20 protein-coding genes are annotated in these 20,976 nt (G+C 56.3%); 7 read left to right on the top strand and 13 right to left on the bottom strand.

From position 1 onward, the window contains the following. Window positions 1–9 precede the first annotated feature (9 nt). The 3 genes from malQ (at window position 10) to pgsA (ending at window position 2,847) form a co-directional block, all read left to right on the top strand. The gene (gene malQ, locus F6V30_RS12915; protein WP_275938144.1) at window positions 10–1,563 is read left to right on the top strand and encodes a 4-alpha-glucanotransferase; all 1,554 of its coding nucleotides are present in this window, start codon (window positions 10–12) and stop codon (window positions 1,561–1,563) included. 140 nt (window positions 1,564–1,703) lie between these two features. Beyond that, complete coding sequence (locus F6V30_RS12910; RefSeq protein ID WP_151127664.1) at window positions 1,704–2,249, top strand: lytic transglycosylase domain-containing protein; 546 nt, start codon at window positions 1,704–1,706, stop codon at window positions 2,247–2,249. 4 nt (window positions 2,250–2,253) lie between these two features. Continuing rightward, complete coding sequence (gene pgsA, locus F6V30_RS12905; RefSeq protein WP_151157352.1) at window positions 2,254–2,847, top strand: CDP-diacylglycerol--glycerol-3-phosphate 3-phosphatidyltransferase; 594 nt, start codon at window positions 2,254–2,256, stop codon at window positions 2,845–2,847. Between the two features lie 139 nt (window positions 2,848–2,986). Here pgsA and F6V30_RS12900 read toward each other — a convergent pair whose 3' ends face one another. Continuing rightward, window positions 2,987–3,655 (bottom strand): hypothetical protein, encoded by a 669-nt coding sequence (locus F6V30_RS12900; RefSeq protein ID WP_151157351.1) that lies wholly within the window; start codon window positions 3,653–3,655, stop codon window positions 2,987–2,989. Window positions 3,656–3,667: 12 nt separating this feature from the next. After that, entirely contained in the window at window positions 3,668–5,359 is a 1,692-nt protein-coding gene (locus F6V30_RS17125; RefSeq protein ID WP_191965685.1) for an ExeA family protein, read from the bottom strand. A 145-nt stretch (window positions 5,360–5,504) separates the two neighbouring features. Here F6V30_RS17125 and F6V30_RS12890 point away from each other — a divergent pair, with 145 nt between their 5' ends. Then, on the top strand, window positions 5,505–6,542 hold the full coding sequence (locus tag F6V30_RS12890) for a KamA family radical SAM protein (protein ID WP_151157350.1): 1,038 nt from the start codon (window positions 5,505–5,507) through the stop codon (window positions 6,540–6,542). Here the strand turns inward: F6V30_RS12890 and epmA are convergent. Then, window positions 6,523–7,431: an EF-P lysine aminoacylase EpmA gene (gene epmA / locus F6V30_RS12885; protein ID WP_151157349.1), complete on the bottom strand. Its 909-nt coding sequence runs from the start codon at window positions 7,429–7,431 to the stop codon at window positions 6,523–6,525. The genes F6V30_RS12890 and epmA overlap by 20 nt on opposite strands. 213 nt (window positions 7,432–7,644) lie before the next feature. Here epmA and F6V30_RS12880 point away from each other — a divergent pair, with 213 nt between their 5' ends. Together F6V30_RS12880 and F6V30_RS12875 are read left to right on the top strand one after the other, a co-directional pair. Next, window positions 7,645–8,409: a substrate-binding domain-containing protein gene (locus tag F6V30_RS12880; protein WP_151157348.1), complete on the top strand. Its 765-nt coding sequence runs from the start codon at window positions 7,645–7,647 to the stop codon at window positions 8,407–8,409. A 164-nt stretch (window positions 8,410–8,573) separates the two neighbouring features. Then, on the top strand, window positions 8,574–11,024 hold the full coding sequence (locus tag F6V30_RS12875) for a methyl-accepting chemotaxis protein (RefSeq protein ID WP_191965684.1): 2,451 nt from the start codon (window positions 8,574–8,576) through the stop codon (window positions 11,022–11,024). Window positions 11,025–11,123: 99 nt separating this feature from the next. Here F6V30_RS12875 and efp read toward each other — a convergent pair whose 3' ends face one another. The 9 genes from efp to F6V30_RS12835 form a co-directional block, all read right to left on the bottom strand. Next, window positions 11,124–11,687, bottom strand: coding sequence for an elongation factor P (gene efp, locus F6V30_RS12870; RefSeq protein WP_151157346.1), 564 nt, complete (start codon window positions 11,685–11,687; stop codon window positions 11,124–11,126). A gap of 90 nt (window positions 11,688–11,777) precedes the next feature. Next, window positions 11,778–11,996: a translation initiation factor IF-1 gene (infA, locus tag F6V30_RS12865; protein ID WP_149210216.1), complete on the bottom strand. Its 219-nt coding sequence runs from the start codon at window positions 11,994–11,996 to the stop codon at window positions 11,778–11,780. A gap of 121 nt (window positions 11,997–12,117) precedes the next feature. Then, window positions 12,118–12,954: a hypothetical protein gene (locus F6V30_RS12860; protein WP_246163493.1), complete on the bottom strand. Its 837-nt coding sequence runs from the start codon at window positions 12,952–12,954 to the stop codon at window positions 12,118–12,120. Continuing rightward, window positions 12,932–14,272 carry an MFS transporter gene (locus F6V30_RS12855; protein WP_151157345.1) on the bottom strand — a complete coding sequence of 447 codons (1,341 nt, stop codon included), beginning with the start codon at window positions 14,270–14,272 and terminating at the stop codon, window positions 12,932–12,934. Before F6V30_RS12855 ends, F6V30_RS12860 begins: the two co-directional genes overlap by 23 nt. Before the next feature lie 58 nt (window positions 14,273–14,330). Continuing rightward, window positions 14,331–15,044: a hypothetical protein gene (locus F6V30_RS12850; protein WP_151157344.1), complete on the bottom strand. Its 714-nt coding sequence runs from the start codon at window positions 15,042–15,044 to the stop codon at window positions 14,331–14,333. 628 nt (window positions 15,045–15,672) lie between these two features. Beyond that, window positions 15,673–16,284: a hypothetical protein gene (locus F6V30_RS12845; protein ID WP_151157343.1), complete on the bottom strand. Its 612-nt coding sequence runs from the start codon at window positions 16,282–16,284 to the stop codon at window positions 15,673–15,675. A gap of 1 nt (window position 16,285) precedes the next feature. Then, window positions 16,286–16,462, bottom strand: a complete 177-nt coding sequence (locus F6V30_RS17120; protein ID WP_191965683.1) for a hypothetical protein — start codon at window positions 16,460–16,462, stop codon at window positions 16,286–16,288. Next, window positions 16,459–16,698, bottom strand: a complete 240-nt coding sequence (locus tag F6V30_RS12840) for a hypothetical protein (protein ID WP_151157342.1) — start codon at window positions 16,696–16,698, stop codon at window positions 16,459–16,461. The genes F6V30_RS17120 and F6V30_RS12840 overlap by 4 nt, the downstream gene beginning before the upstream one ends. 773 nt (window positions 16,699–17,471) lie before the next feature. After that, entirely contained in the window at window positions 17,472–18,911 is a 1,440-nt protein-coding gene (locus F6V30_RS12835) for a sensor histidine kinase (RefSeq protein ID WP_151157341.1), read from the bottom strand. Window positions 18,912–19,103: 192 nt separating this feature from the next. On the opposite strand from F6V30_RS12835, the gene F6V30_RS12830 reads away from it, so the two are divergent. Continuing rightward, the gene (locus F6V30_RS12830; protein WP_149305764.1) at window positions 19,104–19,583 is read left to right on the top strand and encodes a methylglyoxal synthase; all 480 of its coding nucleotides are present in this window, start codon (window positions 19,104–19,106) and stop codon (window positions 19,581–19,583) included. Between the two features lie 79 nt (window positions 19,584–19,662). On the opposite strand, the gene F6V30_RS12825 is transcribed toward F6V30_RS12830, so the two are convergent. After that, complete coding sequence (locus F6V30_RS12825; RefSeq protein WP_151157340.1) at window positions 19,663–20,970, bottom strand: phenylacetate--CoA ligase family protein; 1,308 nt, start codon at window positions 20,968–20,970, stop codon at window positions 19,663–19,665. Window positions 20,971–20,976: the final 6 nt, after the last annotated feature.

Raw genomic sequence — 20,976 nt, 5'->3', positions numbered from 1 at the left:
TGATTTTATTTGCAAAGCAAGGTCGTATATGGCTTAATTGCACCACTACGCTTCAGGAGGCACACAATGCTGAAGAGACGGAGTTGCGGGGTCCTGCTTCATCCAACGTCGCTTCCAGGACACGACGGCATCGGCACGCTGGGAGACAATGCGCGACGGTTTGTGGACCTGCTGTCAACCATGGGGATGAGTTACTGGCAGGTGCTCCCCCTGACCCCGCCCGCCTGCGGCAACTCCCCCTATTCATCACTGTCGGCCTTTGCCGGCAACCCCCTGTTGCTGGACCTCCAGCAACTTGTCAAGGAGGGCGATCTGCCGCTTGAGGCGCTCGGCAGCCATTTTCCCGAAGGACGGGTGGACTATGGCGGCGTTTCCGATGTGAAGCTCGGCCTGCTCCATCAGGCCGCGGCAACCTTCCTTGGCGCCGGGAGAAGCTCGCGGACCGAGGAATTCTGGCACTTCTGCGATACGACGCCCTGGTTGCACGATTTTGCGCTCTTCATGGCGCTCAAACAGCATTACAGGGGGAAAAGCTGGCAGAAATGGCCCCGGGAAGCGGCGTTGCCGACGGCGGAAACCTATGAAAAGGCTTCGCTGAAGCTGGGGCCCGAGATCGGAGCCCAGAAATATCTGCAGTGGCAGTTTTCCCGCCAGTGGCAAGCGTTGCGGTCATATGCCGCAAGCCGCGGGGTCTCGTTCATCGGCGACATACCTATCTTTGTGGCCTATGATTCGGCAGATGTCTGGCGCAACCGCGACCTTTTCCTGCTTGACGGCCAGGGCAAACCGACCGTCGTGGCCGGCGTACCGCCCGACTATTTCTGCAAGACCGGCCAACTCTGGGGCAACCCGCTCTATGACTGGGAAATCCTGGAACGCCGGGGATTCGACTGGTGGGTCGAACGTTTCCGCCATGCGTTTGCGCTGTTCGACGGCGTGCGCATCGATCATTTTCGCGGTTTTGAGGCTGCGTGGCAGGTGCCGGCCACTGAACACACGGCAGAGCGGGGCGTGTGGGGGGGCGGGCCGGGAGGACGCCTGTTCGAGGCGGTTCGGTCGGCACTGGGAGAGTTGCCGATTATTGCCGAGGACCTGGGTGTCATCACCCCCGAGGTCGAGGCATTGCGCGACCGTTTCGGCTTTCCCGGCATGAAGATCCTGCAATTCGCTTTTGATTCCGGTCCGGCCAACCCCTACCTGCCTCACAATTGTGTCAAAAACTGTGTCGTCTACACCGGCACCCACGATAACGATACGACCCTGGGATGGTATTCCAGCCTGGATGAACACCACCGTAGCCTGGTACGGGACTATGTCGGCTCGAACGGGCGCGATATCGTTGCGGATATCATCAGGGTGGCCTTGATGTCCGTAGCCGATACGGTCGTCATACCGTTCCAGGACATCCTCGGCCTGCCCGGTACGGCCCGCATGAATCTTCCCGGTACGGCATTCGGAAACTGGGGGTGGCGTTTTTCCTGGGATATGATCCACCGGGGCCTGGCGGGCGAGATGAACAATCGGCTGGAACGCTACGGCCGGCGGCGCGGGAGCATGCCGTGACGGGTACCATGTCGATTTGTTCTTGAACAATTCATACTTATTTGGGATTATGAAAAATTATGCGACTTGATCGAATCATCAGCAGGAAGAGGATAGCCCTTTGTGTAGCGGCGGGAGCGTGGTTCGCGGGGCTCCCGGTCATGCCCGCCCATGCCGATATCTACCGTTATGAGGATGCGGAAGGGATCGTCCACTTTACCGATGCCCCCACGGACAAACGCTTCAAGGTCTTCATGCGCGACCTCAAAAAGGACCGGCAATTGCGCACGAGATTGAAGTTCGCCGCCTCGGTCAACCCGGCGGAATACGATCACATCATCAAGACCTATGCGGATAAATACGGGGTCAACCAGTCACTCATCAAGGCGGTCATCCATGCCGAATCCGGATACAACCCCAACGCAGTTTCCCCCAAGGGGGCCAGCGGCCTGATGCAACTCATGCCGGGAACCGCCAAATCCCTCAAGGTCAGCAACAGCTTCGACCCGAAGGACAACGTGGAGGGGGGGGTGAAATACCTCCGTTTTCTGCTGGATACGTTCCGCGGCGATGTGTCCCTGGCCGTGGCCGCTTACAACGCCGGACTGAACAAAGTGGCCCGATACGGGGGCATCCCTCCGTACGCCGAAACCCGCACCTATGTCAACCGGGTGCTATCCTACATGCAATCCTACCAGGCGAACTGAATCCATGACGACACGCACCTCCCATCCCATACTCAATATCCCCAATATCCTGACCATGCTCCGGATCGCCGCCATTCCGCTCATGGCGTTTCTGCTCCTTTCGCCGGACCAGTCGGCAGGCTTCTGGGCCGCGGCGGTTTTTGCCCTGGCATCCATCACCGACTGGCTGGACGGCTACCTGGCGCGCCGCATGGGGATTGTCACGGTGTTCGGCAAGTTTCTCGACCCCATCGCCGACAAGCTGATCGTGATGGCGGCCTTGATCATGATCCTCCCCTTTGGAAGGGTGCCCGCCTGGATGGTGCTGGTGGTTTTGGGACGCGAGATCATCATTACCGGACTGCGGGGGATTGCGTCGAGCGAGGGGATCGTCATTCCTGCCAGCGATCTGGGCAAGTTCAAGACGATCTTCCAGATTGTGGCTATTCTGGGATTGGTGCTGCATTACGATTACAACTGGCTGTTCGGGATCGACAATCCGCTGGTGCATGTCAACATGCATAATGTGGGGATGTTTTATCTCTGGATCGCAACCCTGCTGACCATTTGGTCGGGGGTGGATTACCTGGTGAAATTCGTCCGGGTGATCGTGCGCTGACGGGGGCACACCCCGTTCAGCGCCAGAGCCGAGAAGACGCTGAAATTCTCAAAGCCGGAATGACGGGGGGGCCGGGGTATCGTCGCTCCCCCGGTGAAATATGTAACTCAGCGCCTCCGCGGCACATGCTTTTCCCGGGTTAATTGGACTTGCCCAGGGAGACATCGAACTTCTCCCCCCCATAGCTGAACCGAATGTGATCCTTCCCGATATCTTCGACCTTTGCCCCTTCAACCGTTGCCCCAACAAAGACCGTGTTCCCGTTGACCACGGCAAGGCTGTCGGCGCTGCCGAAATGGTAGGCGATGCCGTCCACCCTGAGGGTGGGGATACGCCTGGACGGCGCTGACGGCACGGCAACGACCGGCTGTGCCACGGCTCCCGGCTGCGCTTGTCCGGCCGTTGCGGGCAGGGCGGCACGGGGATGTTTGGGAGGCTTGGGAGGCTTGGCATGGGGCGCGGCCACGGAAACCGGGGCCGGGGCATCCTGTGCCTGGCGGCGCGGCCGGTCGGCCGGTACGACCTTCCCCGGGGCTTCCGTAACAGCCGCACGGGGGGGGATGGTGCGCTCCGGCGACGGGACCGTGGGCGCTGCGGTGCCGGCCGGGTTGGCCCCGCGCTTCACATACAGGTACGTAAACAGGGAACCGCAGATAAAGAACAGAACCGCCAGCAGGATCACGTTGCGATAGGGGAACCGGGACGAGCTTCCGCCACGCAGGATCTCCGAATCTATCTTGAGGGCATCCGGTGTCCGGGCCGATTTTTCTTCTTCCAGCTTTTTCAGCGCTTTGAGAATGGAACTCATCTGTTTACCCGATCAATTTCCCTTAAGGGAAGGGATGTTGGCGTTTTTATCGTACGCTACAAGCGCAGCCAGGGTCAGTTCACCAACCAGATCGTCCACGGCGATGCCGTGAGCGTGCTGAAACTCCCGCACGGCCGCGGCGGTTGCATCGCCGTAGATGCCGTCGAACGGCCCATGGTACGACCCAGCCTGTTTGAGGAGCCGTTGCAGGGTTCCTATTTCATTCCGGCGTTCTCCGGGCGTAATCGTGACCGGAACGCGGCCGATATTTTTCCAGACAAGATAGAAGGTCCCGTTTACCAGGGAGGCCAACTCCTGCTTCGCGATAGTGCCCTTGCCGAACAGGGCGGGCGAAACGGTGACGCCATCGCCGCGAACCGCCGTCACGGCAAGACAGTAGGGCCCCAATTCACCCGATACCCTGGTGACCGCCAGGAAGGGAAGACCAAAACGGATAGCCTCGTCAAGCGTTCCCTTGAAGGGGGTCAGGCGCAGTCCCCGCTTGGCGGCAAGGCGCGAAAACGTATCCGGGGTTGTCAGCCGGACACCGACCGCGCCGTAGGATTGCCCCCGCCACCGGCCGATGAGGGCATTCAGGGCGTGCAGATGGGTGCTGACCTGATCGTAGGAGAGGAGTTCCTGCTCCGCGCTGGAGATCCGGCGGGCAGCCGATGCCGACAGCGGTGGCGCCTTGACGGACGAACCGCCTGCCTTGGCAGGTGTCGTTGCATCGGGCGGCTCCGTCGGTGCCGGGGCAGGGGAACGGGCCAGCAGGCTCCGTCCCGCGTGCAAGAGGCGGCCGGACTGCCACTGCGCAGCCCAAAGCGCCAGCAACACCACGATAATGACGGCGGCGATCATCGCTGCCAGGTGCCGGGGCGCAAACCGATTCCGCGGCAGATTGAGAATCTCCCTGATGGCTCTGCTGATGATGCCGGCGCTGATGTCCCGGCGCTCGTCACCGTAGGCGATCAGGAGAGCCCGGTCGCAGAGGATGTTGATCATGCGGGGGACGCCGCGGGTATAGAGATAGATGTATTTGATGGCGTAACGGCTGAAGGAGACGCCCCCGCTCTCGCCGGCCACCTCCATGCGATGGCGGATATAGGCGCGGGTTTCATCCATGCTGATCGGGCTGAGCCGGTAGCGAACGGCGATGCGCTGATTGATCTGACGCAGTTCCGGTTTGGACAACAGGCGTTCCAACTCCGGTTGCCCGGCGAGGATGATCTGGATGAGCTTATCATCCTCGGTCTCCAGGTTGGAGATCAGCCGGATCTGCTCCAGGGTGGCCGGGTCGAGGTTCTGTGCCTCGTCGATGACCAGGACAACGGTTCTGCCGTTGGTGTTTTCCTCCAGCAGAAAACGGTTCAGGACCGCCAGGAGTTCATTGGCGTAGTGACTGCCGGCGTCGATGCCGAACTCGTTGTTGATGCTGCGCAGCAGTTCCACGCCGGTCAGGCTGGGGTTGAAGATCAGGGCCGTCCGGTAGTTCTTGTCCTGAAGCTGCCCCAACAGGGTGCGTAATACCGTGGTCTTGCCGGTGCCCACTTCGCCGATCAGCTCAATAAAGCCGTAATGGCTGTTGATGCCGTACAGAAGATGGGCGAACGCTTCCTTGTGATGCTTGCTGAGGAAGATGAAGCGGGGATTGGGCGTCAGGGTAAACGGTTTTTCTTTGAATCCGAAATATTTGGTGTACATGGATACCGCCGTCGCGCAGCACAACAGATGATTTTAATCTGTTGTATATTTCACATAATATGGTTATTTTCAAGACAATTCGGTCTTGCAGACGGATTGCCGTCCCCCGCGAATCGATTCAACCTCAACCGGAAAGCACGATCTCATGAAATACATCAACTACTCAAGCGTAACCGTCGATAAATTAAACATAAATCAAAACATGATGCCTGCCATCAAAGCGGTGGCGGCACGCTATCCGTTCCTGGTCTCCTCATCCTATGCCGGACTGATCCGAGAGCCGGGCGATGCCGTCTGGCGCCAGTGCATCCCGGATGTGCGGGAACTCGAGGATGACGGCCAGCTTCCCGACCCGTTGGCCGAGGTGTCCCTCAGCCCGGTCCCCGGCTTGATCCATCGCTACCCCGACCGGGTCGTGCTGCTCGTATCGAACCGCTGCCCGGTGTACTGCCGTTTCTGCATGCGAAAGCGCCATGTGGGGTGCGGGGATCAACCTCCCGGCACTGAGCGTTTGGAGCAGGCACTGGCCTACATCGGGGCGACCCCGGCCATCCGGGATGTGACGCTTACCGGCGGCGACCCGCTCATGCTCGACGATGCCTCCCTGCACGACATCCTCACCCGGCTGCGCGCCATCGCGCACGTCGGCATCATCCGCATCGGCACCCGCATGCCGGTCACCCTGCCGGAGCGTGTGACCCCGGAGTTGTGCGCCATGCTGAAGCGTTTTCATCCGCTCTACGTCAATACCCATTTCAACCATCCCGCAGAGATCACCGCCGCATCGACGGCTGCCTGCGGCCTGCTGGCGGATGCCGGCATCCAGATGGGCAATCAGACCGTGCTCCTACGGGGGGTCAACGACGACATAGCGACCATGCGCGCATTGATGACGGGGCTTTTGGGCATCAGGGTGCGGCCCTACTATCTCCACCAGATGGACCTGGTCAAAGGCACGGCTCATTTCCGCACGCCCCTGGCCAGCGGCCTTGAGATCATCCGGGCGTTGCGCGGCCATATCTCGGGCTTGGGGGTTCCCCACTACGTGATCGACCTGCCGGGGGGCAAGGGAAAGGTTCCCATATTGCCCGATCAGTTCGAGCGGGACGGCGACGTGGTGTTTCTGACCACCTACCGTGGCGAGCGGGTTGCCTACCGCGACATTACAACTCCTCCGGCGTAAAGGCGACAACATCGTCGATTCTGTCCGCGTCGGCGCAGAGCATGACCAGCCGGTCGATGCCCAGGGCAATTCCGGCGGCAGGCGGCATATCCCCCAGATCGGCCAGAAACGGTTCCGGGAGGGGCAGGGGCGGGAGCCCGGACCGGAGCCGTTTGTCGTTGGCCTCCAGAAAGCGCGCCCGCTGTTCCCGGGGATCGTTCAGCTCGCTAAAGCCATTGGCAAGCTCCAGGCCGCCGGCGTACAGCTCGAACCGCTCCCCGACTGTCGGGTCGCCCGGTTTGAGGCGGGCCAGAGAGGCCGCTGCGGCCGGATAATCCATCAGGATGGCCGGCACATCCTGCGGCAAGGCCGGTTCTATGGCGGTAACCATGATCTCGTCGAATGTGCCGTCGTGGAGCGCCGCCTCCACGGTTGTGCCGCCGAACCGCTCGAACGCCTCGCGGACCGTTATCCGCCTGCTGCCGTTATGTACCTCGATCTTACGGCCCTGGTACGACAGTGCCGTCCCCCCGCTCGTCGTTTCAACCACGGATTTCAGCAACTCCTCGCAGTCTCTCATGAGAACGAAATAATCGCTATCGGCCCGGTACCACTCCAGCATGGTGAATTCCGGCACATGCCTCCTGCCGCGTTCATCGCTTCGCCAACAACGACAGATTTGGAAGATATTCCCGTATCCGCGGCACAAAAGCCGCTTCATGCAGATTTCCGGCGAGGTTTGGAGGTGGCAGGCATCGGACCGATAGGGCTCGATATGCTCTTCGGGCGCGTTGGCCGGAATACGGTGCGGGGTCTCGACCTCCAGAAATCCGCGTGAACGGAAAAACTCCCGGATTGTTTGAATTACGCGGGCCCGCAGGTGAAGATTAGCCAGACGAGATGACGACATGATCCATCCTTTTTTTATGGAATCGGTGAGGCCGCAAGATTAGCACAGCCCGCCCGACAAGCTCAACCGGTCATTCGATAGCGTAAACGCCGACAATCGGACAAAGTGTTTTTTTACGTGCATTTAGCTTGAAATGTCGTCATTTCTAGTATAGTTTCTCATTAGATCGTAATATCATTGCTGGGTAGATACTACAGAGGGAGGGGCCGCACCATGAAGAGGATTGTACTTGCGCTGGCTTTTGTAACGGCTGTTATGGCAGGAGGCACCAACACGGTTCACGCGGATGAGATAAAGGTCGGCGGCGGCGGCGCGCCGATCGACAACTTCATTCGTCCGGTGCGCGACGGTTTTGAAAAGAAAACCGGCAACAAGCTCAACATCGTCTTCACCAGTGCCACCATCGCCTTTAAGCAGTTGGCCAACAGCGAGATCGATATGAGCGCTGCCGGTTCGACCTTCGACGAACTCCTGGCAAGCGCCAAAAAGGACGGGCTCGATGTCAAGGACCCGGCTGCCTATCATCACACGGTCATCGGCCAGGGCAATATCTATGTCGTGGTCAACAACAACAATCCGGTGGGAAAACTGACCGGGGAGCAGGTCAAGGGGATCTTCACCGGCAAGATTTCCAACTGGAAGGAAGTCGGCGGCAACGACGCCCCCGTCATCGTTGTCCTGAGCAACCAGAACCCCGCAACCATGGGGTCGTTCAAAAAGCTGGCCTTGAACAAGGAAGAGTATGCCAAGGACGTAATCGAGGCGGCCAAATTCGAGGACATCAGGAACGTTATCGCCTCCAACCCCGAAGCGGTCGGGTTCGGCCCCTATTCGATCATCGATGCGACGGTCAAGAAGGTGGAGACCCCCGACTACGCGCGCCCCATCATCGCCGTGACCAAGGGAAAACCGTCCCCGAAGGTGCAGCATTTGATCGATTACATCAAGGGCGAGGGTAAGCAGTTCACCAAGAACTGAGGGGTATCTGCCAAGAGCGGAGCAGAAATGCCCCGCTCTTTCATTTATTTTTTTGCTCGTTTTCCCAATAATCCATCAGTTTCATTTCCCGCGGCGTCAGCACCGACACATTGGTGTGATGCGTGCGATGCATGTGCGGAACGAGACCTGCCAGGGGCACTTTCATGACGATCAAAACAAAATTGACGCTGAATGTCGTTATTGTCATTATTATCATCGCCGTAGTGGCTGTCGGTAGTATTGTGGGCATGAGCTTCATAAAGACAAAACTCCAGTATCTGACCCAACGCAGCACCCCGTTCCAGATGCGGACGGTTGAATTCCAACGTTTTATCCAGAGCGCCACAGCATCCCTTATCAAAGTGGAGACATCCCGCAATCAAACGGAGTATAGCGCGGCTAAACCCGCCGCCGAAAAAGCCCTGGCGGAAGTAAAAACCGCCCAGGAAAATCTCGAGGCGCTTTCCAGCGATACCAAGAACCAGACCTATGACGAGTTTGTTGCCGTTGCAGCCGATATCTACTCCGTGACGGAGAGCAAGCTCAAAGCCGAGGCCGAGGCCAGCGCCGCCAGCAAAACCATCATCGACAAGATTCGCGAAAGCAACCTGAAGCTGCGTGAGCTTGACAAGAAGATTCAGGGGCTGCAGAAAACATCCTCGTCGTTGTACTCGAAATCCATCGAAACGACGAAGACGGTATCGGGCAAGGTCCGCGGCATCGAAATGCTTAAATTGTCGCTCAAGGACCTGCAACTGAACCTCTTCGAGCTGCAGAGGGCGACAACGAGGAAGGCGCTCATCCTGGCCCAGGGAAAATTCAACACATCCCTCAATAAAACTCAGCAGAGCGACTACATCAGGGCTTCTTCACACCTGTCGGGCGAACTTCGCATTATTGCCGCCAAATCCGCAGAGTTGCTCAAATCGCTCGGCGCATCCATCGGCCAGGCCAACGCCGATACGTCCAATCGCGACGCCCAGGTCAAGGAGATCAACGACAAGATCGGCGCCATGATGCTCGTCATCGAACAGGAGATGACGACCGCCGGCGAGACCTACTCTACGGAAACCGGACGCCAGGGGGGGCTCTTCACCCAAAACAGCACGGCTACCGGAATCCTTGTGGATAATTCGGAGCTTATCTCGCTTGGGCTTACGGTTGAGGGCATGTCGTCGCGTCTGTTCACCCTGGCTACGGCCAAGGAGGTAACCGATGCCGAAGGCGAAATTCAGCGCACCTTTGTCCGCATAGACAAGCTGCGGGGCGAACTGGACAGAAAACTGACCGGTGTACGAGCCCAGCAGGAGGTGCAGATTCTGCGCGGCGTCGCAACCAGCCTCGCATCCATTAAGAACCTGCTCTTGGCGAAGGACGGAGTGATCGCCAAGATTCAGAACAGGATCGCCATGGAGGCGAAGGCTGCCGCAGTAACGGTCAAAATGAACGAGATTGTCTCCAAGCAGCTGGAGCGGGGAAAAAGCACCGTCAGCGTTGCCCAGGGGGATCAGGAAAAAGCGATCCTGACCGTCAACCGGATGGTGAGCTTTACGACGCTTCTGATAGTCGGGATCAGCGCCGGCGCAGTTATCTTCGGCATCATATTCGGCATCTGGGTCTACCGCTCCATATCCCGGCCGCTGAGCACCCTCCAGCGGGTTTCCAGCAACGTGGCCAACGGAGCGTTGGATACCGATATTTCCGGAGCCGGAACCGATGAAATCGGCAAAGTCCAGGAATCCATGGCCGTCATGGTCGTCAATCTGCGCGATATGGTCGGGAAGATCAAATCGGCGACCTTCAGCCTGGCGAGCAGTTCCGATCAGATGTCGACCACCTCCACCTCCCTGGAAAAGGGAGCCGGGGAACAGACCGCCCGCATCGAACAGTCGGCGGCGGCCATCACGGAAATGTCCCAGACGACGCTGGAAGTGGCGCGAAATACCGCCGAGACATCCGAAGCGGCGGAAAACATGAAGCGCATCGCCATGGATGGCAAAAACGTGATGCAGAGCACCATGACGGAACTGCTGTCGTTTGCCGACATGGTGAAAGATGCGTCCCAAAAGGTGGAGGATCTGGGGGCGCAGTCGGAGGAGATCAACAATATTGTCACGCTGATCAAGGACGTTGCCGATCAGACCAATCTGCTGGCGCTCAATGCGGCCATTGAGGCGGCCCGCGCCGGCGATATGGGACGAGGATTCGCCGTGGTCGCCGACAGCGTCCGAAAGCTGGCGGAACGCACGACCGAAGCCACGGACGACATCGCCCGCACCATCACCAAGATGCAGTCCAGCGTCACGGAGTCTGTGGACTGCATGAAAACGGAGCGGGAATCGGTAGAAAAGGTTCTGGAACACGTCAACCAGACCCTGGCATCCATCGACGGCATCGTGGCCTACGTGGGCCAGGTTACCGACATGGTCCAGCGTATTGCGGTAGCCACGGAAGAGCAGTCATCCACCTCCGAAGACGTGTCGAAGAATATGAACGACATCGCGGGTATCACCCGGAATATTCAGGGCTCATTCACCGACATCAAAAATTCGTCGGTGAGCCTTTCCGCACTCGCCTCGGAGCTGAATGTCATGGTCGAGTGGTTCAAGGTGTAGCTGTCGTGCCGCGGTGAGAAGCGCACCAAAAAGCCCCGTCTTTTCAGGCGGGGCTTTTTGGTGCGCGTGCTAAAGAGAAAATTGTGCGCTGTTGTACGGTTATCCTTTAACGCGGGTGGAATACTCCCCGGTACGGGTGTCGATGGTGATCAGTTCCCCCTCGTCGATGAAAGGCGGCACCCGGAGGACGTAGCCGGTTTCCACCGTTGCGGGCTTGGAATCGTTGCCGCTGGTATCCCCCTTGGCCCACGACTCCGTTTGGGTGACGCGCAGGTTGACGAAGTTGGGGAGCGCAACGCCGATGGCCTTTTCACCGAACAGCATGACATCCACCTTGAGGTTTTCCAGCAGGAAGTTCTTGGCATCGCCCATGGCCTCTTCCTCCATGACGACCTGCTCGTAGGTCTGCTGGTCCATGAAGGTGTAGTGGGTCCCCTCTTTGTAGAGGTACTCCATCTGGCGTTCCTCCAGGCTGGCCGGCTCGAAGGTCTCTCCGGAACGATAGGTGCGGTCGAGGATGGTTCCGTTGATCATGTTGCGCATCTTGGTCCGATAGAGCGCCTGGCCTTTACCCGGTTTGGTAAAGTCAAAGGCGATGACGATGTAGGGATCACCGTCGAGAGTAATCTTCAGCCCCTTTTTCAGATCTGCTACTGTGTACATTCGTTCCTCACTGAAATAAATTGGGTATTCAAAATACGACAAAGCCCATCGTAAGGACGGGCCCTCGTACCAGCCGGCTCGTAGAGGGGGCTATTTGGCGCGATAGGTGATCCGGCCGCGGCTCAGGTCGTAGGGGGACAACTCTACCGTCACCTTGTCGCCGGGAAGTATTTTGATGAAGTATTTTCGCATCTTACCGGAAATGTGGGCAAGGACCACATGGTCGTTTTCCAATTTGACACGGAACATGGCGTTAGGCAGTGGCTCGATGACCGTTCCTTCTACTTCAATCGCTTCTTCTTTGCTCATACCGAAGGGGACTCCTCATGTGTTCATATGTTACGAAACTTTCTTACATTACTGGCAGTCTCGCAAAATTGCAAGTCCAATTACGCTGGATCGCTCAATTATCGATGCTTTTGCTGAACCCTTACGGGAGGTTAATGGTCAATTGGGTGGTGATCGCCGGTTTTCCGCCGGGTATGGCACCGTTGTCCGCCGGGGAAAGGCGGTAGAAGGGATTGAAAATAACCACACCGACCAGCAGGGCAACCTGTTTGGAAAAAGCCCAGCTGCCGGCAAAGCTCATCTCCCCGTTGGGGTTGTTGCCCCCCATATATTCCACGCCAAACCAGAGCTTATCGGAAAGCTCCGTGACGGTGCGATCCCAGGACGCCAGAATGCCGCTGTTGTTCCGCCTGGCATTGGCCGGCGTCGCCAAGGCACGTTCAGACCCGTAATATCCGCCGCAGGTAAGACGGCCAACCAACGGCAGGGTTTTGGCAGCCAGGAGGTAGGCAAGGTTCTGCCGCGTGGAGATGCCATCCCTGATTTCCGGCTTGTCGTATGTCCCGAGATTGTACATACCGACGGCAAAGGCGGGCGAACCATTGCCGATCGCATTCTCGGCCGTGGCCAGCTTCACGTTGAAGGAGAAGGGGTGGGTATCGGCCCTGGAACCGGTGCCGGTTGTGGTGTAATCGACCCCCGCCTCCAGTTTGAGCCGTTCCCAGGGAAACAGGCCGGTTACGATACCGACATTGTACAGGGAACCTCCGGCGTCGGGCGCGTCCGATAACCGGGCATAATTGCTGATATTGACAGCGACTTCCCTGAGCGCCTTGGCATCGGTTGACGGGATATTGATCTGCGCCGTGGGGCCGGCCAGGGCTGGGCGGCATGAAAGAGACAGAACCGTGGCGGCCGTCGTCATCAGGCGTGCCAGGCGCAGCATCGCGGCCGGCCTATCGCGTATGATCCCGTTCATACGGTTCCCCCTGCGCCAACGGCCGCCCGTTGGCAACGTCCATGCCGAGGGTGATTTCCCGGATAATGCCCATGCGAATGTAAAGCGGACGGATCTTCTCCCGGATTTTGGGGAGGTTCCGGGCAAAGATCCCCGCACCGGCCAGACAAAAGCCTGCCCCGATCAGCAGCGTGTACCGGACGCCGACGATGTCTGCCATTGCCCCGGCGCCGAGACTCCCGAACGGCGCCATTCCCATGAAGGCCATGGTAAAAAAGCTCATGACCCGCCCCCGTTTATCCTCTTCGAGGATGGTTTGGAGTATGGTGTTGCACGACGCCACCAGCGTGATGGAGCCGAACCCCGCCATGGCGAGTGCGGCAAGGGAGAGAGGGAGGTAGCTCGACAGGGCGAACAATGCGATGCCCACGGCGAAGAGGATGACGGCCAAAACAATTATCCTGCCGAGCCCCACGACACTCCTGCGGGAGGCGAGGTACAGCGTGCCGATGAGCGCGCCGCAGCCGGCCGCGGTCATGAGGAAACCGAAGGTATGGGCGCCGCCATGGAGGACCTCCTTGGCAAAGACCGGGATGAGAACGATATAGGGCATCCCCAGAAGGCTCACAAAGGCTACAAGCAGCAGAATACTCCGTATCGGGCTAAACCCGAAGGCATAGGCGAACCCTTCACGGAGCTCGTGTATGACGTGCCGTTGCCGGAGGCGGGGAGGGCGGGGCGCGATGCGCATGGCTGCGAGCGCCATAATGACGGCCAGGTAGCTGATGCCGTTGATAATGAAACAGACCCCTTCGCCCGCCGATGCGACGAGGATTCCGGCAACGGATGGCCCAATGAGGCGGGCGCCGTTCACCATGGAGGAGTTGAGGGCGATGACGTTGCCAAGGTCCTCCCGATGTTCGACCAACTCCACGACAAAGGATTGGCGTATGGGAATCTCGAATGCCGTGATGGTGCCCAGGAGAAGACTGAGCAGAACAATCAGCCAGATTTGAGCGAAACCGGCCAGGACGGCGGTTGCCAAAAAAGCGGCCTGGAACATGGCAAACGTCTGATTGATCATGAGAAGGCGGCGCCGATCCCAGCGATCGGCCAGCACGCCGGCAACAGGAGCTATGAGGAGGGTGGGGATCTGGCTGGTAAAACCGATAACACCGAGGAGAAAGGCCGAGCCGGTCAGGCGGTAGACGAGCCAACTCATGGCCACCTGCTGCATCCAGGTGCCAACGAGGGATATCCCTTGGCCGGCAACGAAAAGCTGGTAATTCCTGGAGCGCAATGCCCTTAGCAGGCCATGTTCACGGGAGTTTACGCCCACGATTAGCAACCCTTAGGGGCATGACAGCCCCACATCCTGTACGTTGGCGTCGAAAGCGTTATTTTTTGAATATTTTATCGATAATATCGACTTGATCAACCACGGCTGCGGCCAGTTTGCCATATTCATCGGGGGTTTTCGCCACTTCAAAGCGCTTCATGATTTCGGCAAACTTCTTTACTTCCTTTATCCCGCCATGAGCGGTGACTTGCGGGATCAGTTGCTGCCACGCCAAGTGCAGCTTGGAAACCGTGTCGGAGAGTTCGAAAACGCTTTCAGTTTCCGCGAGTATCTCCAGCTTGCGGCCGCAAAAGCCAATGACCGCAACGTTTATCGGCGTAGCGGCACTACTGGTTTCTGCCAACCGTGCGCCGAGCAGCATAATTTTGTTTGCTGATTTCATTGCAACTATTCGGTCTTGTGCGGCAACGGCCCGCTCAAGGTCCGATGTGGCGCCCATAAGATTCTTATAGTAGGGGATATCCTTGTCGTGCACCATACCGGAGATGGATTGTTCCGCTTTAATAATGGAATTAATTTTTTTATCGAGATGCTTCCAGTGGTTTGTTTTGGCTTTCTCGTAAATATCCCTGGCGCTGCCGATCAAAATTTCAAATTCGTTCACAGAGGTGGGAACCGGCAGATTGGCGGCAGGGGCAGTCCTGAACTGTCCGGCAAAACAGACCGGCACACCAGAAACGAAGGCGGTCAGCAACAAAATTACAACCACTCCGGGAATGCCACAAACTGGAACTAACTGTTTCTTATTCATAGATCTTTCATGACTATTCTGCCAAAGCAGATAATTTTTAGTGGTTGGTGCAACCGTACAACGAAAGGTCACATCCAATATTATTACGCTCAATCATCGTATTTTTCAAGGGGGGTGATATTCTCTGCGAGGCCTGCTGCGTCGATGGACGTTACAGCCACTTTTAAATAAATGTCCCATAAGTTATATTGTATGTAGCTAATATTATTCATAAAATACAATTTCCCTTACCCGGTTTGTCACGGAATTGACGGCAGCCAAAGTCAACCTTTTGGCAGCCAAGTTAAATCGTTTTTTCCGATTGGTCTACTCCTTTCTGTNAGGCTGGTTTTTTAAGGGTGAATGGGCTTGGTCCTGAAAAAGACCGTACGTGGCGACCGTGGCCAGTAGATCATTCCAGATCGACACCAGCAAAGGCTGGTTGTTTGTCTTCGACCCTTGAGGGTCAACGACAGTCAGGGCAACTAAATCGTGCCTGATGGCATCCGAAAAAAGCGCCCATAAGTTATATTGTATGTAGCTAATATTATTCATAAAATACAATTTCCCTTACCCGGTTTGTCACGGAATTGACGGCAGCCAAAGTCAACCTTTTGGCAGCCAAGTTAAATCGTTTTTTCCGATTGGTCTACTCCTTTCTGTTTGAATGTCTGTTTTTGGCCCTAAAACGCCCCTCAGCTCGAAGGGTTCGTTTAACAAGATCGTGGGTCGCCCAAGGGTGAGAAACGGACTTCAGAGCAAAATTTGTTCGCTTGACGGCCTCAGCAGAGGTGAACCCCTGATCGATGAGACTGTCATAGATCGAACAGACCTCTTTGCTAAAATCTGCCTTTGCTTGCTCACGTTCAGCAATCGCCGCCGGGTCAATCGTTTTGAGGTGAGCAGCAGAAGAAACAGCTTTGCGGCTCATTAGCACAAAAACGCTTGTCATGGACTCCATGAGGGTTACGAAGAACCGGGCAAGATCGTAGGGCAAAGCGACATTGAACAAATAGCGCCCGTCACGAACTCCCGCAGCTTGGCAATCGAACAAATTGCCTTGATGCAGCGGGTTGAACGTGGTCGAGACATCGAACAGCAGCTGGTTGATATCAACGGACAAGTAGCCAAGTGCAGCCGCTGCGCCTAACGGCTCCACTTTCGGCGGGCAAACGCCCGCCGAACTGCCGTTCGCCGCCATCCGGCCCCCGCCGGCAGAGCGGGTGCCTGACGGCGGCTTTGTTGATTGCAAGGTAGCCATGTCAAAAGCCCCCAATCGACGGCACAAGGACGGCACAGCGATCATTGAGGAAACGAGCCACCAGATGCCGGATGATAGCAGCCGGATCAGTTCCCTCATGCTCGGCATAAGCCCGTAGCGCATCGTAATGTTGTTCGGAAAAGCGAACCGTAACCCGCTTGGAAAGCACTTTGCTCATTGGCTGGCACCTCCCGGAAAAATCCTGTATTCGGAGTCAACGTTGAGAGCCTCGGCCTTAACGATCTCGGCCCAGAGTTTGTGAGCTGCTTCGATGCTTGAAGCGAAGATCTCCCGTTTCTTAATCGCAACGGATGAGTTTTCATCCAGGTCATCCGATGGCAACAAAAAGTACAGCACCAACCAGGGCAATAAATGTGTTCCAGGCCTCAAATCTTCTTTCAAAAAAACTTCCATTTTTTACTCCTTTCTTAGCAGGTTTTAATCGTTCTTTAATGAATATGTAACGCATTGAAAATACAGGAAATCAGCAGTTTTGTGCCACCATAACCCATTGAAATTACATGAGGGGGGGGGTTGCGTGATTTCGTATTGTTACCAAGGGGGTTCCAGCGACCTCTCAAAACAGGGGTCACAGAGCAGCCGAAGACAGACAACGTCATCGGGCAAATCGTACTCCTTTGACATGCTACCGAGGAAACCAGCAGCGGGTTCCTCCAAAACAACGGACATGTGCACCGGCGTTGCGATCTGGGAGCCGCAGACCGGGCAGTGTTTGAAATCGTATGACAGCTTGACGGAACTGGACATGATGACGCCTCCGTAGGTTGTGCTGGCCCACAAGGCACACAGGCTGACCCGTTCGCCGAGCGTGGCGTTGCCGCGCTCACGGGACGCCTGTGCACTTGTGGACAGCATGAGAGAGGGGGAAAAGACAAAACGGAGAAAGGCTGGTTTTTTAAGGGTGAATGGGCTTGGTCCTGAAAAAGACCGTACGTGGCGACCGTGGCCAGTAGATCATTCCAGATCGACACCAGCAAAGGCTGGTTGTTTGTCTTCGACCCTTGAGGGTCAACGACAGTCAGGGCAACTAAATCGTGCCTGATGGCATCCGAAAAAAGCGCCCATAAGTTATATTATGTAAAGTACAATTTATGGAGCATTAAAACAAAAATACCGTGTAACGGGCTGGAATGACAGACCCATCTTTTCTTTCTAAACAAAACCGCTTAATCACTTTGGCAGACGCTTGGAGAAAAGCCCGCCGGCAGTTCTACCCTGAATTCAGCGCCATCCCGGTGATTCAACACCGTCAGCCTACCGTTCATGTTTTTTTCGATGATCACTTTTGACATATACAAGCCGATGCCGGTGCCTTTGTCCGGCTCTTTCGTGGTAAAGTACGGATCAAAGATCTTGTTGCAGATGCTCTCATCAATACCGCCTCCGTTATCACGCACCGTGACGACCGAAAGATCATTGTCACGGAAAGCCCGGATGGTAATTCGGGGATTATCGACGCGCCTCTCCTGTAGGACATCCTTGGCATTGTTTATGATGTTGAGCAATACTTGGGAATATTCATTCTTGTAGCCAACGGCTGTCACGTCGGTGTCGAGTTGCAACTCCGTCGCGATGTACCCATTTTTCAAGGTGGCGTCAATAAGCCCGACAGCTAATTCCACAGCCTTGGCGACGGAAAAGGTGTGTTTCTCCTTATCCTGTCGGAAAAAATTTCGGAAGTCATCTATAGTGGCCGACATATGGTGGATGAGCTGCATGGTGTCGGCAACTTCCCGGTCGAACTCCTCTCCGCTGATTTCTCCCGACTTCTGAGAGATTTGCAGGTTCTGTATGATGAGCCCCACATTATTAAGCGGCTGACGCCATTGGTGGGCGATGTTGTTGACCATCTCTCCCATAGCCGCCAGACGGCTTTGCTGGAACAGCATCTGGTCTCTCTGGCGAAGTTCGATGATGGTTTCCGACACGCGTTTTTCAAGAGATTGGTTAAGCTCTTCAAGTTGTCGGCTTTTTTGCGAAAGCGTATCTTGCACCCGTTTCCGCTCCGTGATGTCATGAATGATCGCCCACATTGCAAACGGATTTCCCTGGTCGTCGCGAATAAGTTGAGTCCGCAGTTCTATCGGGAAGACCGTGCCGTCTTTTCTCCGGTATTCCTTTTCATATACATCGGAATACCCCCGGGGAATAACCTGCTCCTCAATGATTCTAAGCTCCATAGCATGCCACTTCTCGGGCGTAAGCTCCTCGTAGGTCTTTGAGCGCAACTCTTCAGCTTCGTATCCGAGCATCGTGCGGAAGACTTCGTTGTATTGCAGTATCCTGCCGGTCATATCGACACTGGCAAAGGCGTCCATCATCCCCTCGTAGAGAAAGCTGAACAATATGTCCCTGTTCTTTATCCCCTCCTTGAGCTGTCTGGATTCCAAAAGATAGCGGCTGATAAGTTGATACAGAAGCGTACCGGTGATGACGACGAAGAAAAAACCTTTGAAGACGGAGATATGTACCAAGGTAGCTGGATCGGTTATGATGAGGCCCAGAGCCGTATCGGAACAATAAATCCATAAACAGCTGAAAATTGCATAAATCGCAATGATTTTGAGCAGATCATAACGATCTGTTTTTTCGAGACCACTTTTCATGGTGCCACCTTGCCGACAGCCGAGCAATCAAAGCCAACCATGTTATATTAAAGAAAATTAGGATACATCATATCATACCAAACAAAAAGTCCCTGTCCAAAATTTTGCATCTCCCAACATGTTACTTTTCATTGGCAAATGGGGCGAAAATATGCTGGTATGCGGAAAACAAGAAAAGGAGGCAAACGGTAGATGACTACTAAACAGCCAAAGGATAAGGACCTCATTCCGTGTAAACGAATCGCTCTCGTCGCACATGACAATAAGAAACACGATCTCATCGAGTGGTCCCTCTTCAACCGGGATTTATTGGCCCAACACAAGCTTTACGCCACGGGGACCACGGGAACTTTGCTGGAAGAAGCGCTCCGAATCCCCATCACCAAATTTCAAAGTGGCCCTCTTGGCGGAGACCTGCAGATTGGCGCGAAAATCGCCGAGGGCGAAATTGATTTGATCATTTTCTTCTGGGACCCACTCGAACCCCAACCCCATGACCCGGATGTGAAGGCGCTCCTGCGGATTGCCGTTGTCTGGAACATCCCCGTGGCATGCAACCGCACCACGGCCGATCTCGTTATTTCGTCCCCCCTCATGTCGTCCGGCTATAAACGGACCATCCCTGATTTCAAGGAGTACCGGGACCGTTTTCGCAACTCAAAAGGGATCTGATTCGCCCCATAAAAAAGCGGGCCATGTGTAAAGACATGACCCGCTTGCGTTGGGTGAACAGAAAAACAGCATCAGAGCTTCACAACTGCCGCCTGTCAATGACGCGATTGGCTTTTCCCTCGTTGCGCGGCAGGCTGTTGGGCTCGACCAGCTTGACGGTGACGCCGACCCCCAACACCGTGTCGATCTTCTTCTCGACCATCTCCAAAAAGGCCCGCTGTTTCTTCATCTCGTCAAAGAAGATATGCTCCGTGACCTCGATGCTGACCTCGAGGGTATCCATGGCGCCCTTGCGGTCAACCACCAGTTGGTAATGCGGTTCGCACCCCTCGATGGCCACCAGCACCTCTTCGATCTGCGACGGGAAGACGTTGACCCCCTTGATGATCAGCATATCATCGGAGCGGCCCATGGTCTTTTTCATCCGCACCGTGGTCCGGCCACACGCGCAGACGCCATAGTCAAGACTGGTAATGTCCCGTGTCCGATAGCGGATCATGGGGAAGGCTTCCTTGCTGATGGTGGTCAGCACCAGTTCGCCCACGCTTCCCGGCGGCAATACTTCACCGGTCTCGGGGTTGATGATCTCCGGGATAAAGCCGTCCTCGGAGATGTGCATGCCGCATTTGCAGCGGCATTCCCCCGCAACGCCGGGGCCGATGACCTCCGAAAGGCCATAGTTGTCCGTAGCGCTGAGGGAAAGACGTGCCTCGATCTCCCGACGCATGGCCTCGGACCAGGGTTCGCCGCCAAACAGCCCTACCTTGAGGGACAAGGTCTTGGGATCGATGCCCTGCCTTTCAATGCGGTCGGCAATGTTGATGGCATAGCTCGGCGTGCAGACCAGAACCGTGCTTTTGTAATCCTGCATGATCATGATCTGCTTGTCCGTGTTGCCGCCGCTCATGGGGATGACGGCGGCGCCGATGGTTTCCGAACCGTAGTGCAGGCCAAAGGCGCCGGTGAACAGGCCGTAGCCGAAGGCGATCTGCACCACGTCGTCAGGAGTGACGCCGGCTGCGGTCATGAAACGGGCCACCAGGTTCGACCATATTTTGAGGTCGTTTTTGGTATATCCCACCACCGTCGGTTTGCCGGTCGTACCGGATGACGAATGGATGCGAACCACCTCCCTGAGCGGCACGGCAAACATCCCATAGGGATAATTGAGCCGCAGGTCCTCCTTGGTGGTAAAGGGGAGCTTTGCCAGATCGGAAAGGGCGGTGATATCCTCGGGAACAATACCCCGTTCGGTGAACTTCGTCCGGTAACAGGTTACGTTTTTATAGACACGGTTGAGGGTCGCCTGGAGCCGCTCAAGTTGGAGCTGTTCTATCTCGTCCCGGGGCATGCATTCATGCTGGGGGTCCCAAATAGTATTCTGCATCACAAC

Origin of the sequence: Oryzomonas sagensis (genome assembly GCF_008802355.1) — a bacterium.
Lineage (GTDB): Bacteria > Desulfobacterota > Desulfuromonadia > Geobacterales > Pseudopelobacteraceae > Oryzomonas > Oryzomonas sagensis.
Note: the sequence above shows the minus strand (reverse complement) of the source record. Positions and strands in the feature narration are given on the sequence as shown.

Bases quoted from the DNA above. Each gene is read 5' to 3' on its own strand.
- F6V30_RS12910 (WP_151127664.1), top strand. From the start codon at position 1,704: ATGCCCGCCCATGCCGATATCTACCGTTATGAGGATGCGGAAGGGATC.
- pgsA (WP_151157352.1), top strand. From the start codon at position 2,254: ATGACGACACGCACCTCCCATCCCATACTCAATATCCCCAATATCCTG.
- F6V30_RS12900 (WP_151157351.1), bottom strand. From the start codon at position 3,655: ATGAGTTCCATTCTCAAAGCGCTGAAAAAGCTGGAAGAAGAAAAATCG.
- F6V30_RS17125 (WP_191965685.1), bottom strand. From the start codon at position 5,359: ATGTACACCAAATATTTCGGATTCAAAGAAAAACCGTTTACCCTGACG.
- F6V30_RS12890 (WP_151157350.1), top strand. From the start codon at position 5,505: ATGAAATACATCAACTACTCAAGCGTAACCGTCGATAAATTAAACATA.
- epmA (WP_151157349.1), bottom strand. From the start codon at position 7,431: ATGTCGTCATCTCGTCTGGCTAATCTTCACCTGCGGGCCCGCGTAATT.
- F6V30_RS12880 (WP_151157348.1), top strand. From the start codon at position 7,645: ATGAAGAGGATTGTACTTGCGCTGGCTTTTGTAACGGCTGTTATGGCA.
- F6V30_RS12875 (WP_191965684.1), top strand. From the start codon at position 8,574: ATGACGATCAAAACAAAATTGACGCTGAATGTCGTTATTGTCATTATT.
- efp (WP_151157346.1), bottom strand. From the start codon at position 11,687: ATGTACACAGTAGCAGATCTGAAAAAGGGGCTGAAGATTACTCTCGAC.
- infA (WP_149210216.1), bottom strand. From the start codon at position 11,996: ATGAGCAAAGAAGAAGCGATTGAAGTAGAAGGAACGGTCATCGAGCCA.
- F6V30_RS12860 (WP_246163493.1), bottom strand. From the start codon at position 12,954: ATGAACGGGATCATACGCGATAGGCCGGCCGCGATGCTGCGCCTGGCA.
- F6V30_RS12850 (WP_151157344.1), bottom strand. From the start codon at position 15,044: ATGAATAAGAAACAGTTAGTTCCAGTTTGTGGCATTCCCGGAGTGGTT.
- F6V30_RS12845 (WP_151157343.1), bottom strand. From the start codon at position 16,284: ATGGCTACCTTGCAATCAACAAAGCCGCCGTCAGGCACCCGCTCTGCC.
- F6V30_RS17120 (WP_191965683.1), bottom strand. From the start codon at position 16,462: ATGAGCAAAGTGCTTTCCAAGCGGGTTACGGTTCGCTTTTCCGAACAA.
- F6V30_RS12840 (WP_151157342.1), bottom strand. From the start codon at position 16,698: ATGGAAGTTTTTTTGAAAGAAGATTTGAGGCCTGGAACACATTTATTG.
- F6V30_RS12835 (WP_151157341.1), bottom strand. From the start codon at position 18,911: ATGAAAAGTGGTCTCGAAAAAACAGATCGTTATGATCTGCTCAAAATC.
- F6V30_RS12830 (WP_149305764.1), top strand. From the start codon at position 19,104: ATGACTACTAAACAGCCAAAGGATAAGGACCTCATTCCGTGTAAACGA.
- F6V30_RS12825 (WP_151157340.1), bottom strand. From the start codon at position 20,970: ATGCAGAATACTATTTGGGACCCCCAGCATGAATGCATGCCCCGGGAC.